This window comes from Tistrella mobilis (assembly GCF_041468085.1).
Classification (GTDB): Bacteria; Pseudomonadota; Alphaproteobacteria; order Tistrellales; family Tistrellaceae; genus Tistrella; species Tistrella mobilis_A.
Map to the genome: position 1 here is coordinate 74080 of NZ_CP121017.1, position 14435 is coordinate 88514.

Here is a 14435-nt window from a genome sequence, read left to right on the forward strand (position 1 = left end):
TCGCGCGCAGGCCGCGATCAGTCCAGCCCTGCGCGCAATCCGGCGGCCGCGGCCAGCGGTGCCAGGGCGAGAGCCAGCACGGAACCTGCGGCAAGCAGCATCAGATGCGGCCCCATGGGCAGACCGTTCGCCGCCGCTTCGACTGCGCCGACCCCGAAGATCAGCACCGGGACATAGAGCGGCAGCAGCAGCAGCGGCATCAGTGCCGCGCCCCGACGGGCCCCCAGGGTGAGCGCGGCACCGATGGCGCCGATCAGCGACAAGGCGGGCGTGCCGAGGGCGAGCGACGCCATCAGTGCGGGGACGAGGCGCAGCTCCGCCTGCAGCATGATTGCGACCAGCGGTGCCATCAGGATCAGCGGCAGGCCCGTGGTCAGCCAGTGGGCCGTCGTCTTGGCCAGCACCACCACGGCGAGTGGCGCGGGCGAGAGGGCCAGACCTTCGAGCGCCCCGTCATTGCGGTCGGCATCGAACAGCCGGTCGAGCGAGAGCAGCACGGCGAGGAGCGCCGATGCCCAGACCACGCCCGAGGCGATCCGCGCCAGCACCTGCGGGCCCGGGCCCACGCCCAGCGGGAAGAGGGTGGCCGCCACCACGAAGAAAGCGAGGACTGCGACGACATCGCCGGACCGGCCGGCGGTGCGGGCCAGGTCGCGGACGAGGATTGCTGTGAAGGTGCCGGCGAGGCTCATGGCGCCGCCTCCTCGATGTCGAGCGGCACGACCCGGTCATCCAGGCCGAGCGCCAGATGCGTGGCGGTGACGACCATGCCTCCCTGGTCCAGGTGGTCGCCGATCAGCCGGGCGACCAGTGCCTGGCCGTCCCGGTCGAGCGCCGTGGTGGGTTCATCGAGCACCCAGAGCGGCCGATGGGCGAGCAGCAGTCGGGAGAGGGCGAGACGCCGGCGCTGGCCGGCCGAGAGTACCCGCACCGGCAGTTCCGCCAGATGCGGAATGTCGAGGGCATCGAGAGCGGCTTCCACCCGTGCCACCCGCTCGGCCCGCGGCACGCCGAGGATCGCCGCCCAGTGCCCGAGATCGGCGCCGGCGGCGAGTTCGGCGGCGATACCGTCGCGATGGCCCAGATAGTGCAGTCGTTCCCGCCAGGGCAGGTCGTGTTCGTCGCGGTCGATCCCGTTCCAGAGCACCTGTCCCGCATCGGCGCGCACGAAACCGGCCAGGATGCGCAACAGGGTCGATTTACCGGCGCCATTGCGGCCGGTGACGACCAGCGCATGGCCGGCATCCAGTTCGGCATCCAGGCCGAGGAAGATCGGCCGGTCGCCGCGGAAGCATGCCAGCTCTTGCAGCGTCAGCCGGTCTGGGGTCTGATCCAGCGGGTCCGTGGTCACGCGATCCTCATGAAACGGCCTCGGTTGACGGCTTCCGGGCTTGCCTTCGGGGCGTCACAATGCATAGACCAAAGGGCGCTTTGCGGAAAGGCCGGGATCCGATCCAGATGGTGAAGACGACAGGAGGACAGATGGCGGAGCGGACGATCGGCGCATGATCCTGTCCAGCTTCCTCGCGGGCATCGGCATCGGTCTGGTGGTCGCGGCCCCGGTGGGGCCGGCGGCTGTGATGGTGATCGGGCGCAGCCTCGATCGCGGCTGGCGGGTGGGGTTCGCCACCGGCCTCGGCGTCGTGCTGGCCGATCTGGTCTATGCCGGTATCGCCGTGGCGGGGCTGGGCTGGATCGAGCAGATCTATGCCTTCGAGCGGCCCTTGCAGCTGTTTGCCGGCCTGCTGCTGCTGATCATGGGTCTGGTGACCGCGACCGGCGCGCTCAGCCGCGACGGCGGCCAGATCACCGCCCTGCCCAACCCGACCTATCACGGCCGCAACCGGATCATGGCGGCCTGTTCCGGTTGTATCGCGACCTTCGCGCTGACCATCGTCAACCCGACCGCGGTTGCGGCCTTTCTTGCCCTGTTCGCGACACTCGGCCGCTTCGCCGAAGACAAGATCCCGCTTCTGGGCGGCATTGCGGCCGGTGGTGCGCTCTGGTGGGCAGGCCTCGCCTGGGGGGCAGCCCATGCCGGCCGCAAGCTGGCCCCGCGCTGGCCGCTACGGATCAAGCGCGGGGCGGGTGCCGTTCTGGCAGTGATCGGTGCCGGTGTCCTGATCTATGCCGGGATCGACTACTGGTCCTGACCCGGCACAGATTTTCAGAAGTAATCCGGATGGCGCTCCATGATTCGGGCAACGGCACTGAGCGTGCCGGAAAGATGGCCGCGCACCGCCTCTTCGACCCCGGCAACGTTGCCCGCGTCGATCTGATCCAGGATCCGGCCGTGGTAATCCAGAATCCCCTGGGCCTTGCCGGGATCGACCAGGTTGAGGGCACGAAGCCGGTCGATATGCCCTGAACGTTCGGCGATCATGTACCAGAGATCGGGGTGGCCGACCGCATCATAGAGCGCCAGATGGAAATGCCGGTCGAGGGTGGAGAACCGCTCGATATCGCCATCGGCGAAGGCCTGGCCCTGCAGATGCAGCAGACGATGGGCATAGGCGGTCAGTCCGGCAGGCGCCTGATGACGGGCGATGGTCTTTGCGACCTCGATCTCGATCGCGAGCCGCAGGAACTGGGTTTCGCGCGCATGGGCGATATCGATCTTGGCGACCACCGTCCGTGACTGGGGAAAGATCTCGACCAGCTTCTCCCGCTCCAGCCGCAGGAAGGCGTCCCGCACCGGCGTCTGGCTGACGGCATATTCCTCGGCAAGCTGGGTACGGGAGAGCAGGGCTCCGGGCTTCAGCTCCAGGTCGATGATCCGGCGCCGGAGAGCGGCATAGATGCCCTGTGATGCCAGCGGTCGGCGGTCCAGATCGGCCAGGGTGGCGATATCGGTGAAGTCGGGCAGGACGGATCGCCTGGGGGACATGGGCGGCGGGCTCCCTGAAGCACTCTCTTCCCGGACCATATCAGATGTTGCGTCCGGGCGACTAATATATTAGTGCTTTTATCAACGAGGTGGACAAAACCCTCGATGCCCCAGGGAGGATATGGAATGCGCCCGACGATCACGGCCCTCGCGGGCCTGGCTGCCTGCGCCGTCGCGATGCCCGCCACGGCCGCGACCTACACCATCCAGACGTCGTTCAATGCCGGTGATTTCTCGACCCAGTATCTGACCGAACACTGGCTGCCGAAGATCGCCGGAATGACCGGCGGCCGGGTGGAAATCACCCTCACCCCCAATGGTTCGGTGGTGCCGGCCAAGGAAACGCCCCATGCGGTAGGGTTGGGCGTGATCGACGGTGACTGGACCTCGGTCAACTATTTCTCCGGGCTTGAGCCCGCCTTTGCCATTCTGGGTGATCTCGTCTCAGGTTATGACACGCCCCAGCAGATGGCCGGCTTCTGCGAGACCGGCCCGGGCGAGGCAGTCTGGCAGAAGGCGCTGGACGAGGTTTCCGATGGCGAGGCCCATCTGGTCGGTTGCGCCCCCTACAGCCGCGAGGCTTTGCCGGCGCGGGTACCGATCCGCACCTTCGAGGACCTGAAGGGCAAGAAGATCCGGGCGCCCGAGGGGTTGGCCTCGGCGGTGTTCCAGGCGGCCGGCGCAAGCCCCGTCTCGATTCCATTCTCGGAAGTCTATGGCGCGCTGGAGAAGGGCATTGTCGATGCGGCGGATGCCTCGGCCTATGTGAACAATGCCAGCACCGGCCTGAACGACGTCGCGCGCTACCCGCTCTATCCCGGCATCCATTCGATGCCGTCGATGCAGCTCTCGTTCAACCGGGAGAAATGGGAAAAACTCTCGGAAGCCGACCGCAAGGCGCTGCGCGACTGGTTCTATATGGCGATGGCCGATCTGACGAGGGTGGTGGCCGAACAGGATGCGGCGCTGGCCGCCAAGGATGCCGCTGCCGGCAAGGTCGAGGTGATCGACTGGGCCCAGGCCGATCGCGACAAGCTGCGCGATGTCGCCCGCATCGAATGGGAAAAGTTCGCAGCCAAGGGCCCGCTCGCCAAGGAGGCGCTGGACGCCAACCTGGCCTATATGAAGCAGATCGGCCTGCTGAAGTGATCACCGGTCGGCCGCGGCACCGCCCGATACGGAGGCTGCCGTGGCCGGCCTGGGTTCAGTTCCGTCAGCGGGAGGCCCGATGAGACGGTTCTTCGCCTGCTGCGCCGCGGCCATGGACCGGGTGAGCGTCTTCACCGGCCAGGCCTGCGCGTCGCTGCTCTTCGCCTGCATCGCCTTCTCGGCCCTGGAAGTGGTGATGCGCTATGGCTTCGATCATCCGACCAGCTGGTCGATCGAGGTCACCATGGCCCTCTGTGCCACGGCCTGGGTGCTCTCGGTCGGTTATGTTACAGAGCGCAACCGCCACATCTCGATCACCATGCTCGAAATCCTGGTCGGCCCGAAGCTCTGGCGCCGCTTCCGCCTGATCCAGATCCTGGTGTCGATCGGCGCCGTGACCGGCCTGATCCTGGCGATCTGGAGCCCGGCCATGCGGGTGATCGCGCGGCCGGAATATTCCGGCACGGCACTCAATTCCATTCAGCCCAGCTACCTGAAGGTCGTGCTGCTGGCGGGGTGCGTGCTCTATGTTGCGCAGCTCTTCGCCAACCTGATCCGCTGGTGCCAGGGGACCGAGAAGGAAGACGGCGGTGGGCATTGAGATCATCACCATCCTGATCGTCCTGGGGCTGCTGGCTCTGATGGCGATCGGCATCCCGCTCGGCGTCACCACGCTTACGGTGTCGCTGGTGACGGCGGTGCTCTATTTCGGTGAACGTGCCGGCTTCTTCATCGTTTCGGCCAATGTCACCGAGGTTCTGCACAAATACGAACTGATCGCCGTACCGTTCTTCGTGTTCATGGCCAATGTGCTGGAGCGGTCGGGGATCGCGCATACGCTGTTCGAAAGCATGGCGATCCTGGGCGGGCGTTTCCGCGGCTCGGTCGCGGTGCAGACGACGGTGGTGGCCGTGGTCCTGGCCGCGATGAGCGGCATCATGGGCGGCGAGATCGTAATGCTGGGGCTGATTGCCCTGCCGCAGATGCTGCGCCTCGGCTATGACCGCAAGATGTCGATCGGCATCATCTGTGCCGCCGGTGCGCTGGCGACCCTGATCCCGCCTTCGGTGGTGCTGATCGTCTACGGGTTGGCCGCCCAGGTCTCGATCACGAAACTGTTCGCGGCTTCGGCTGTGCCGGGGCTGCTGCTCGCCTCTCTGTTCATCGCCTATGTGCTGGTGCGGGTGCGGCTCAACCCCTCGCTGGCGCCGATCTACGACATCCCCGAGACGGGCCTGCCCTTCGTGCAGCGCCTGCGCTTCCTGAACGGGGCCGTCCTGCCGGCCGTGCTGATCATGGCGGTGCTGGGGGTGATCTACAGCGGCGTCGCCACAGTGACCGAGGCGGCGGCAATCGGCGCGGTCGGCGCGCTGGTGGTCGCAGCCGTGCGGGGTGAACTTTCCTGGGCGATGACCCGCGACGCGATGCGGCGAACGGCGCTCACCGTCGGTTCGATCATCTGGCTGGTGCTGGGGGCGGTGTCGCTGATCGGCATCTACAACCGGATCGGTGGCGGCGACTTCCTGCGCGGCATGCTCACCTCGCTGGACATCGCGCCGATCTGGGTGATCGTGGTGATGATGGCGATCGTGATGGTGCTGGGCACCTTCCTTGAATGGATCGCCATCCTGTTCATCACCGTGCCGATCTTCGCACCCGTGGTTCAGGATCTGGGCTACGACCCGGTCTGGTTCGGCGTGCTGTTCGCGATGAACATCCAGATCTACTACCTGTCGCCGCCCTTCGGTCCGGCCTGTTTCTTTCTGAAATCGGTGGCGCCCAAGGATGTCGAACTGCAGGAGATCTTCGCCGCGGTGATGCCGTTCATCGCCCTGCAGATCGTCGGCCTGCTGCTGGTGCTGGCCTTCCCCGACATCGCCCTCTGGCTACCCTCGCTGGTGGAATAAGGAGGCATCGATGCGACCCCACGACCCGATCCAGGATCAGGACGAGGCGGTGACCGCCGCCGCTTTCGCCGCGGAAGAAGCGGCCGAGGGCTTCGATTTCGGCAACTGGCCCGAAATCATCGGCGCCCTCGCCGCCGGCGCCCTCACCTGGCTGATCTTCGTCTTCACCGGATGACCCCCATGACCAGAACCTATGACGAGCTGCGTTCGGCGCGCTGGTTCGCGCCCGACAATTTCCGCGGCTTCGGGCACCGCTCCCGAACCCTGCAGATGGGCTATGACGAGCAGGACTGGGTGGGCAAGCCGGTGGTGGCGATCCTGAACACCTGGTCCGACATCAATCCCTGCCACCAGCATTTCAGGCAGCGCGTCGACGACGTGAAGCGCGGCGTGTTCCAGGCCGGCGGCTTCCCGATTGAGTTGCCGGCGCTGTCGGTCAGCGAGAATTACGTCAAGCCGACGACGATGCTCTATCGCAACATGCTGGCGATGGAGACCGAAGAGCTGATCCGCTCTCACCCGGTCGACGGCGTGGTGCTGATGGGCGGCTGCGACAAGACCACCCCGGGTCTGGTGATGGGCGCGATCTCGGCCGGGCTGCCGGCGATCTATCTGCCGGCGGGGCCGATGCTGCGCGGCAATTGGGAGGGGCGCACCTTGGGCTCCGGTTCGGATGCCTTCAAATACTGGGATGAGCGCCGCGCCGGCACCATCACCGAGGCGCAGTGGAAGGGCATGGAGCGGGGCATCGCGCGCTCCTACGGCCATTGCATGACCATGGGTACGGCATCGACCATGACGGCGATCGCCGAGGCCCTGGGCCTGACCCTGCCGGGTGCCTCTTCCATCCCGGCGGCTGATTCCAATCACATCCGCATGTCGGCGGAGTGCGGGCGGCGGATCGTCGGCATGATCTGGGAGGATCTGACCCCGGCAAAGATCCTGACCGCTGCGGCTTTCGACAATGCGGTGACGGTCGCCATGGCCACCGGCTGCTCGACCAATGCGGTGGTGCATCTGATCGCCATGGCCCGGCGGGCAGGGGTTGACCTCACCCTCGACGATCTGGACGCCAAAAGCCGGGTGACCCCGGTGATCGCCAATGTCCGCCCGGCCGGCTCCACCTATCTGATGGAGGATTTCTTCTATGCAGGTGGCCTGCGGGCGCTGATGGCGCGGCTGGGGGACCGGCTGCACCGCGATTGCCTGACCGTCACCGGCCGCAGGCTGGGCGAGGAGATCGAAGGTGCCGAGGTCTGGAACGACGACGTCATCCGCACGGTCGACAATCCGATCTATCACGAGGGCTCGCTCGCCGTCCTGAAGGGCAATCTTGCCCCCGACGGTGCCGTGATCAAGCCGGTCGCCTGCGACCCGAAATTCCTGGTCCATGAAGGGCCGGCCATGGTCTTCGACAGCTATCCCGAACTGAAGGAGAAGCTGGACGACGAGGACTGGGACATCACGCCCGATGCCGTGCTGGTGCTACGCAATGCCGGCCCCAAGGGCGGGCCGGGCATGCCCGAATGGGGCATGATCCCGATGCCCAGGGCGCTGCTGAAGCAGGGCTGCCGCGATATGGTGCGGCTGTCGGACGCCCGGATGTCGGGGACGTCGTTCGGTGCCTGCGTGCTGCATGTGGCGCCGGAATCCTATGTCGGCGGGCCGCTCGCTTTGCTGCGGACCGGCGATATCGTGCGCCTCGACGTGCCCGGCCGCCGGTTGGACATGCTGGTCGAGGATGACGAGATCGCCCGGCGCCGGGCGGCCTGGACTCCGCCGCCGCCGCGCTTCCATCGCGGCTGGGGCTGGATGTTCACCAATCACATTCAGCAGGCCGATAAGGGTTGCGATTTCGACTATCTGGAAACGTCCTTCGGGGCGCCCGTCGACGAACCCGTGATCTATTGAAGGCAGGCCGTCAGATGACCGGATATCCGTTGAAGGACGAGACACGCGCGAAGCTTGCCCGTGTCTCGACCGCTTCGCTCGCGACCGCGCTGTTCAAGCGCGGCCTGCGCAACCAGTTCATTCAGGGAGCATTGCCAGTGGCCTGGAAGGGCCTGACCATGGTCGGCCCGGCCTTCACGCTCCGCTACATTCCCGCCCGGGAGGATCGCAACCCGATCACGGTCTTCCGCGATCCGGAGCACAGGCAGCGTGTGGCGGTGGAGACCTGCCCGCCGGGCCATGTGCTGGTGATCGATGCCCGCAAGGATGCGCGCGCCGCATCGGCCGGCTCGATCCTGGTCACCCGGCTCCAGATGCGCGGCTGCGCCGGCATCGTCACCGATGGCGGTTTCCGGGACGCCGAGGGCATCGGCCGGCTGGATATGCCGGCCTATCATGCCCGTCCCTCGGCACCCACCAACCTGACTTTGCACGAAGCGATCGAGATCGACGGGCCGATCGCCTGCGGCGACGTCGCGGTCTTCCCCGGCGACGTGCTGGTCGGTGATGCCGATGGGGTGATGGTGATCCCGGCCCATCTTGCCGACGAGCTGGCGGAGGAATCCACGGCCATGGAGAGCTACGAGGATTTCGTGCTGGAGCGGGTGAAGGCGGGGGCGGCGATCATCGGCCTCTATCCGGCGACGAAACAGGACTCACTCGATGCCTATGAAATCTGGCGGCAGACGACCGGGCGGTGAGCCCGGCTGGTGCCCCGGCCCTCATCCATTCCCTCAAAAAAACGCGGGGCGCGGCCCTGGGCCGGCCCCGCGAGATGGGCCGCGGGAGGATGGAAAGGAAGGCTCACTCAATTCGGATACGAGCCCGCTTCAATCATAGACGCGGGCATCCTCAATGACTTTGCCGTCACCGGGCAGGGCGCCTGGGGTTACCAGCTCCACCTCGGCGCGCAGATTGGCCGCCGTACGGAAAGCATCGGCCAGCCGGCCGGCGAGGCCGGCGGCATCGACTTCGGGCACCTCGCAGCGCAGGACAGCCGTGTCCCGGCCTTCGGGGTTGGTGACCACCAGCCGTGCGCGCGAGACGCCGCCCACCGCCTTCAGCGCCTGGGCGACCTGCCCCGGATGGACGAACATGCCGCGGATCTTGGTGGTCTGGTCTGCCCGGCCCAGCCATCCGCGCAGACGCATTCCCGTGCGGCCGCAAGGGCTGGTGCCGGCCATGAAAGCTGAAAGGTCGCCGGTGGCGAAGCGGATCAGCGGATAGGTGCCGCTGAAGGTCGTGACGACCACCTCGCCGATCTCGCCCTCCGGGACCGGATCGCCGGTGCCGGGGCGGACGATCTCGACGATCAGATCCTCGTCCAGAATCATGCCTTCCGAGGCCGGTCCCTCATAGGCGATCTGGCCCAGATCCGCCGTGCCGTAGACCTGGCCCACCGTCACGCCGCGCCGGCCCAGTTCCTGCCGCAGCGTCTGGGTGAGCGCTTCACCGGTGACCAGGGCCTTGGTGATGGTGACGGCTTGCCCGGCCTCTTCCTGCCGCTCCAGCAGCAGCTTCAGGAAGGAAGGCATGCCGGTGAAGGCGGTGGGCTTCAGTTGGGCGATGGCCGCCAGCTGTTGCTCGGTATTGCCGCCGCCGGCCGGGATCACCGCGCAGCCGACGGCCCGGGCGCCGGTGTCGAACATCCAGCCGCCGGGTGTGAAGTGGTAGGCGAGCGTGTTGTGCACCACGTCTCCGGGTCGGAAACCCGCTGCCCAGCAGGCGCGGGCAAAGCGGAACGGATCCGGCCCCGAGCCCTGGGGATCGTAGATCGGCCCGGGGGACATGAAGAGATGGGCGAGTTCCCCCGGCGCCTCGGCGTTGAGACCGCCGAAAGGCGGTTCCGCCGCCTGGCGCGAGGTCAGTTCGGACTTGCGCAGCACGGGCAGCGTGGCTAGGGCTGTGCGATCCCGGATTGCGGGGGCGTCCACCCCGGCCAGCAGCCGGGCCATGGCCGGGGCTTTGGCTTTGGCGAGGGCGATCTGCGCCGGCAGCCGTGCGAACAGTCCCGCCTCCCGCCGCTCGGGATCCATGGTCTCACGGTCGTCGTAATGGATGCTGTCGGTCATCGTCCTGTACCGGATGCGGGGGCGGCGGGCGCCCGTCGGTGTCTGGTTGCGGGAGAGGTGGCCGGCGATCAGAGCCAGCGCTTGCGGCGCTTGAACGACTTGATCGATTTGAACGACTTGCGTTCACCGCCACCGGTGCCGAGATAGAATTCCTTCACGTCCTCGTTGCCCATCAAATCGTCGCGGCTGCCGTCGAGCACGATCTTGCCGTTCTCCATGATGTAGCCGTAGGAAGCGTGCTTGAGGGCCTGACGGGCATTCTGCTCGACCAGCAGAATGGTCATGCCCTGCTCTTCATTGATCTGTTTGATGATCGAGAAGACTTCTTTCACAAGCAGTGGCGACAGACCCATGGACGGCTCATCCATCAGGATCAGCTTGGGGCGTGCCATCATCGCGCGGCCGATCGCCAGCATCTGTTGCTCGCCGCCCGAAAGATAACCGGAAAGCCCGGTCCGCTCCTTGAGGCGTGGGAAGTAGTGATAGACCATTTCGATATCGGCCTTTACCCCGCTGTCACGGCGGGTATAGGCCCCCAGGCGCAGATTTTCGGCGACGGTCATGTCTTCGACCACACGCCGGCCCTCCATTACCTGGAACAGGCCGCGCTTGACGATTTCCTGGGGCTCAAGTCCGCTGATCTTCTCGCCCATGAAGGTAACGTCACCACGGGTGATCTCGCCATCCTCGCTCTTGAGCAGACCTGATATGGCCTTCAGCGTGGTCGATTTGCCGGCGCCGTTGGCGCCGAGCAGGGTCACGATCTGGCCCTGGGGCACGTTCAGGCTCACGCCGTGCAGCACCAGGATCACGTCGTTGTAGACGACCTCGATGTTGTTGACGGTCAGGATCGGCTCGGCTTCCGCAGCGGGGCGGGTGCCGGTGCCGGGCCGGGGGCCGGATGTGGCGGTCTGGGTCATCGACATGCGAGGTCTCGTGCAGGAAAGAGTGGTCGGGTCGGGAAGAGGGGAGGACCCGTCCGCCGCGGCGACGCGGCAGACAGGTCCCGTCGGATCACCAGCCCAGCCACTCGGGACGGCGGTCGATCCGGGTTTCGGCCAGGCGGTTCATGGCGAACTTCCCGTCCTTCACCTCACCCTGATAGACATACATGTCGATCGTCCCGCGATGGTCCTCGGGCGTCCAGGTGGAGGGGAAGCACACGCCTTCCAGGCCGGCTGGCACCCAGTCGGTCTTCTGGTACATGCCCTGCTTGATGTTCGGCCCGGTGACGCCGCCATTCTTGTCGGCCCACTCCATGGCCTCCTTCATATAGAAGGCGGTGCAGACGCCGCGGACATAGTGGACCGCGCGATAGCCGTCACCGCCGGCGATCTCGTGCACCAGTTTCATGCCCGGGGCATCATCCTGCCAGGTGGCGGAGCCCACCACCCAGACCACGCCGTTGGCGGCCGAACCGGCGGCTTCGGCGGCGCTCTCGTCGAAGCCCCAGATATTGGCCATGAACTGGGCGTCGACGCCGACGGTCTCGCAGCTCTTCAGCAGCGAGATGTTGGAGCCGGCAGTGTTGCCCAGATAGGCATAGTTGGCGCCGGATTCCTTCAGCGTCAGGCACTGCGCCTTGAAGTCGGCCGGAGCCAGCGAGTACTGGATCGCCGGCAGGATGTCGAAGCCCAACTCCTTGGCGTATTCCTCACCCGCCTTGCGGGCGGCATTCGGATACGGGTGATTGTCACCCATATGAACGTATTTGGGCTTGCCTTCCTTGCCCTGCTTCTTCCAGTCCTCAGCCGCCCACTGCAGCATGCCGCGCAGCGCATCGGAATAGGACACGTTGTAGAAGAAGTTGTAGGGGGCCGGTGCCTTGACGACATTGGACTTGCCGGTCGGATCGGTCAGATGGGCGGAGTAGGAGCCCGAAAAATAGGGCATCTCGTCCTTGGCCAGGAAGCCGACCAGAGCTTCGGTATCCGCAGTACCCCAGCCGGCGATTGCGACCGCACCGAATTCCGACACCCAGCGCTTGTAGGCGGCGATGGCACGCGGCGCCTGATAGGAATAGTCGACGGTATCGAGGGTGATCTTCTTGCCGTTGATGCCGCCATGGGCGTTGATCCAGTTGAAGGCGTCGATCTTGCCTTCCGAGAACGGCTTGCTGACCGTCGAGGTCGCACCGGTGTAGTCCACCAGATTGCCGATCTTGATGTCGTCGGCCGCGATCGCCGCCGAGGCGGTGCCGGCGACCAGGATGGCGGCGAACGCGCCGGTCAGAGTCTTCCTGGACATGTGTCTCTCCCTGAAGAAGCGGAATGCTTCGTTCTTGTCTTCAGTCGCAGCCGTTGTCGGCTGCGGATGGGGCGGGCGGGGTGCATGCACGCAGGGCGCGAGATCCGGGCCCGCCGGGGCCGGGTCCCGTCGCGGCCGGGGCCGCGACGGCAACGGGTCAGTACGAGAACGGATAGAGTTTCCAGTAGGCCTTGATCTGCCGCCAGCGATGGGCGAGCCCGTCGGGTTCGAAGATCAGGAACAGGACGATGACCAGACCGATCGCAGCCTCCTTGAGGAAGGCGACATTGGTCATGAACGAGGCGCCGATCAGTCCGGCACCGTTCATGGCCGACACGACACCTTCCAGAACCTCGGGCAACAGCACCATGAAAGCGGTGCCCATCAGTGTGCCCATCACCGAGCCGAGGCCGCCGATGATGATCATGCCCAGGAACTGGATCGACAGCAGGATGGTGAAGCTTTCGACCGAGACGAAGCCCAGATAGTGGCCGTAGAGCGCGCCCGCGATGCCGGCATAGAACGAGCTGACACCGAAGGACATGAGCCGGTACTTGGTGAGGTTGACGCCCATCACCTCGGCCGAGAGGTAGTGGTCGCGCACCGCCACGAAGGCCCGGCCATCGCGGGAGCGCAGCATGTTGGTGGCCAGCAGGAAGCAGATCACCATGAAGACGAGCGCCACGTAGTAGAAGTTGTGCTCGCCATAGGCTTCCCAGCCGAACAGCGAGAAGGACTGGGCGAGTGCACCCGCCGAACCGCCGGTGAAGAAGTCCGCCCGCGAGAAGAAATCCTGCAGGATGAACTGCGAAGCCAGCGTCGCGATCGCGAGATAGAGACCTTTGATCCGCGCTGCCGGGATGCCGACGATCAGGCCGACCGCCGTGGTCATGAGCCCGGCGAGCGGGATGGCGAGCACCACCGGTACACCATAGGTGTTGTTGAGGAAGGCAGACGAGAAGGCGCCGAAGCCGAAGAAGGCGGCATGGCCGAGCGAGATCTGGCCCGTGAAGCCGACCAGGATGTTCAGGCCGAGGGCGGCGATGCCGTAGATGGCGATCGTGATCGCCAGATTCATATGGTACTGGCTGGCGATCAGCGGAAAGAGTGCTGCGAGGATCAGCCCCAGGATCGCGAAGTTCCGCGACCACTTTGTCGGGAAGATCGTGGTGTCCTTGGCGTAGGAGGTCCGGTAGTCGCCGCAGGGGCGGAGGGACATGCTGCTCATGGATCCGGCCTCACACGCGCTCGATGTTCTTGGTGCCGAAGAGCCCGTAGGGCTTGATCATCAGGATGATGATCAGGACGTAGAAGGGTGCGACCGCGTAGAGGTTGCCCACATGCAGGAACTGGCCATCGACATATTCGGCCATGTTTTCGAGCACGCCGATGATCAGACCGCCCACGACCGCACCGATGATCGAGTCGAGTCCGCCCAGGATCACCGCCGGGAACACCTTGAAGCCGAAGAGCGACAGGCCGGCCGAGACGCCGTTGACGATGCCGACCACCACACCGGCCAGCGCCGAGACCACCGCCGAAATCGCCCAGGAGATGGCGAACATCTGCTTCACCGACACGCCCAGCGACTGGGCGACCTGCTGGTTGAAGGCGGTGGCCCGCATGGCGAGGCCGATCTTGGAGAACTTGAAGAACCAGGCGAAAAGACCCATCGCGATCAGCGAGATCACCAGGCTCATGACATAGGCGGTCTGGACCTGCAGCCCCAGAATGGTGACGGAACTGGTCTCGAAGATCGGCGGGAAGGGCTGTACGAACACGCCGAACATCCACTTCATCATCGCCTGGAAGAAGATCGAGAGACCGATCGTCACCATGATCACCGAGATGATCGGCTCGCCGATCAGTGGTCGCAGGACGACCACCTGAAGCAGGATGCCGAATACCACCATGAAGGCGAGGGTAAAGAGGAAGGACCAGAAGAAGGGCAGCTGCAGATCGGTCATGATCCACCAGCACACCCAGGCGCCGATCAGCAGGAATTCGCCCTGCGCGAAATTGACGATCTGGGAGGCCTTGTAGATCAGCACGAAACTCATCGCGACCACGCCGTAAAGCGTGCCGACGATCAGCCCATTGACCAGAAGTTGTACGAACAGTGAAGACGTCATGGCGCGGAAAGCTCCTCGCTTGCGCAGGGCCGGCAGTGCGGCCCCTCCGGGCGGAAACCTGGGGCCGCAGCGGGCCCGAAACGGCAGGACG

Annotated in this window: 15 protein-coding genes; 7 read left to right on the plus strand and 8 right to left on the minus strand. The window is 65.6% G+C overall.

Annotated features, from left to right (window positions below):
* Positions 1-17: 17 nt before the first annotated feature.
* Both ccmB and ccmA read right to left on the minus strand, forming a co-directional pair.
* Positions 18-692, minus strand: a complete 675-nt coding sequence (ccmB, locus tag P7L68_RS06015) for a heme exporter protein CcmB (protein ID WP_372003467.1) — start codon at positions 690-692, stop codon at positions 18-20.
* Entirely contained in the window at positions 689-1351 is a 663-nt protein-coding gene (gene ccmA, locus P7L68_RS06020) for a heme ABC exporter ATP-binding protein CcmA (RefSeq protein WP_372003468.1), read from the minus strand. The genes ccmB and ccmA overlap by 4 nt, the downstream gene beginning before the upstream one ends.
* A gap of 154 nt (positions 1352-1505) precedes the next feature.
* Between ccmA and P7L68_RS06025 the strand changes: the two genes are divergently transcribed.
* A complete protein-coding gene (locus P7L68_RS06025; RefSeq protein ID WP_372003470.1) occupies positions 1506-2153 on the plus strand; it encodes a LysE family translocator in 648 nt (215 codons plus the stop codon).
* 14 nt (positions 2154-2167) lie between these two features.
* On the opposite strand, the gene P7L68_RS06030 is transcribed toward P7L68_RS06025, so the two are convergent.
* Positions 2168-2887, minus strand: coding sequence for a GntR family transcriptional regulator (locus tag P7L68_RS06030; protein WP_372003471.1), 720 nt, complete (start codon positions 2885-2887; stop codon positions 2168-2170).
* 126 nt (positions 2888-3013) lie between these two features.
* Here P7L68_RS06030 and dctP point away from each other — a divergent pair, with 126 nt between their 5' ends.
* The 6 genes from dctP (at position 3014) to P7L68_RS06060 (ending at position 8594) form a co-directional block, all read left to right on the plus strand.
* Positions 3014-4036, plus strand: a complete 1023-nt coding sequence (dctP, locus tag P7L68_RS06035; protein ID WP_372003473.1) for a TRAP transporter substrate-binding protein DctP — start codon at positions 3014-3016, stop codon at positions 4034-4036.
* A 79-nt stretch (positions 4037-4115) separates the two neighbouring features.
* On the plus strand, positions 4116-4637 hold the full coding sequence (locus P7L68_RS06040; protein ID WP_372003475.1) for a TRAP transporter small permease subunit: 522 nt from the start codon (positions 4116-4118) through the stop codon (positions 4635-4637).
* A complete protein-coding gene (locus P7L68_RS06045) occupies positions 4627-5943 on the plus strand; it encodes a TRAP transporter large permease subunit (protein ID WP_372003477.1) in 1317 nt (438 codons plus the stop codon). Before P7L68_RS06040 ends, P7L68_RS06045 begins: the two co-directional genes overlap by 11 nt.
* A 10-nt stretch (positions 5944-5953) precedes the next feature.
* On the plus strand, positions 5954-6118 hold the full coding sequence (locus P7L68_RS06050) for a hypothetical protein (protein WP_372003479.1): 165 nt from the start codon (positions 5954-5956) through the stop codon (positions 6116-6118).
* 5 nt (positions 6119-6123) lie between these two features.
* Positions 6124-7854, plus strand: coding sequence for an L-arabinonate dehydratase (gene araD / locus P7L68_RS06055; RefSeq protein ID WP_372003481.1), 1731 nt, complete (start codon positions 6124-6126; stop codon positions 7852-7854).
* Between the two features lie 14 nt (positions 7855-7868).
* Complete coding sequence (locus P7L68_RS06060; RefSeq protein ID WP_372003483.1) at positions 7869-8594, plus strand: ribonuclease activity regulator RraA; 726 nt, start codon at positions 7869-7871, stop codon at positions 8592-8594.
* A gap of 129 nt (positions 8595-8723) precedes the next feature.
* On the opposite strand, the gene P7L68_RS06065 is transcribed toward P7L68_RS06060, so the two are convergent.
* The 5 genes from P7L68_RS06065 to P7L68_RS06085 all read right to left on the minus strand — a co-directional run bounded on the left by P7L68_RS06065 (position 8724) and on the right by P7L68_RS06085 (position 14344).
* The gene (locus P7L68_RS06065; protein WP_372003485.1) at positions 8724-9965 is read right to left on the minus strand and encodes a phenylacetate--CoA ligase family protein; all 1242 of its coding nucleotides are present in this window, start codon (positions 9963-9965) and stop codon (positions 8724-8726) included.
* 68 nt (positions 9966-10033) lie between these two features.
* Positions 10034-10885 (minus strand): ABC transporter ATP-binding protein, encoded by an 852-nt coding sequence (locus P7L68_RS06070; RefSeq protein ID WP_372006989.1) that lies wholly within the window; start codon positions 10883-10885, stop codon positions 10034-10036.
* Positions 10886-10979: 94 nt separating this feature from the next.
* Positions 10980-12212 carry an ABC transporter substrate-binding protein gene (locus P7L68_RS06075; protein WP_372003487.1) on the minus strand — a complete coding sequence of 411 codons (1233 nt, stop codon included), beginning with the start codon at positions 12210-12212 and terminating at the stop codon, positions 10980-10982.
* A 157-nt stretch (positions 12213-12369) separates the two neighbouring features.
* On the minus strand, positions 12370-13440 hold the full coding sequence (locus P7L68_RS06080) for a branched-chain amino acid ABC transporter permease (RefSeq protein ID WP_372003489.1): 1071 nt from the start codon (positions 13438-13440) through the stop codon (positions 12370-12372).
* A 10-nt stretch (positions 13441-13450) separates the two neighbouring features.
* A complete protein-coding gene (locus P7L68_RS06085) occupies positions 13451-14344 on the minus strand; it encodes a branched-chain amino acid ABC transporter permease (protein ID WP_372003491.1) in 894 nt (297 codons plus the stop codon).
* Between the last annotated feature and the right edge of the window lie 91 nt (positions 14345-14435).

Coding starts and splice junctions, on each gene's coding strand:
- P7L68_RS06040 (WP_372003475.1), top strand. CDS start 4,116: ATGAGACGGTTCTTCGCCTGCTGCGCCGCGGCCATGGACCGGGTGAGC.
- P7L68_RS06085 (WP_372003491.1), bottom strand. CDS start 14,344: ATGACGTCTTCACTGTTCGTACAACTTCTGGTCAATGGGCTGATCGTC.
- P7L68_RS06070 (WP_372006989.1), bottom strand. CDS start 10,885: ATGACCCAGACCGCCACATCCGGCCCCCGGCCCGGCACCGGCACCCGC.
- P7L68_RS06025 (WP_372003470.1), top strand. CDS start 1,506: ATGATCCTGTCCAGCTTCCTCGCGGGCATCGGCATCGGTCTGGTGGTC.
- P7L68_RS06075 (WP_372003487.1), bottom strand. CDS start 12,212: ATGTCCAGGAAGACTCTGACCGGCGCGTTCGCCGCCATCCTGGTCGCC.
- araD (WP_372003481.1), top strand. CDS start 6,124: ATGACCAGAACCTATGACGAGCTGCGTTCGGCGCGCTGGTTCGCGCCC.
- P7L68_RS06060 (WP_372003483.1), top strand. CDS start 7,869: ATGACCGGATATCCGTTGAAGGACGAGACACGCGCGAAGCTTGCCCGT.
- P7L68_RS06030 (WP_372003471.1), bottom strand. CDS start 2,887: ATGTCCCCCAGGCGATCCGTCCTGCCCGACTTCACCGATATCGCCACC.
- P7L68_RS06080 (WP_372003489.1), bottom strand. CDS start 13,440: ATGAGCAGCATGTCCCTCCGCCCCTGCGGCGACTACCGGACCTCCTAC.
- P7L68_RS06065 (WP_372003485.1), bottom strand. CDS start 9,965: ATGACCGACAGCATCCATTACGACGACCGTGAGACCATGGATCCCGAG.
- ccmB (WP_372003467.1), bottom strand. CDS start 692: ATGAGCCTCGCCGGCACCTTCACAGCAATCCTCGTCCGCGACCTGGCC.
- dctP (WP_372003473.1), top strand. CDS start 3,014: ATGCGCCCGACGATCACGGCCCTCGCGGGCCTGGCTGCCTGCGCCGTC.
- P7L68_RS06050 (WP_372003479.1), top strand. CDS start 5,954: ATGCGACCCCACGACCCGATCCAGGATCAGGACGAGGCGGTGACCGCC.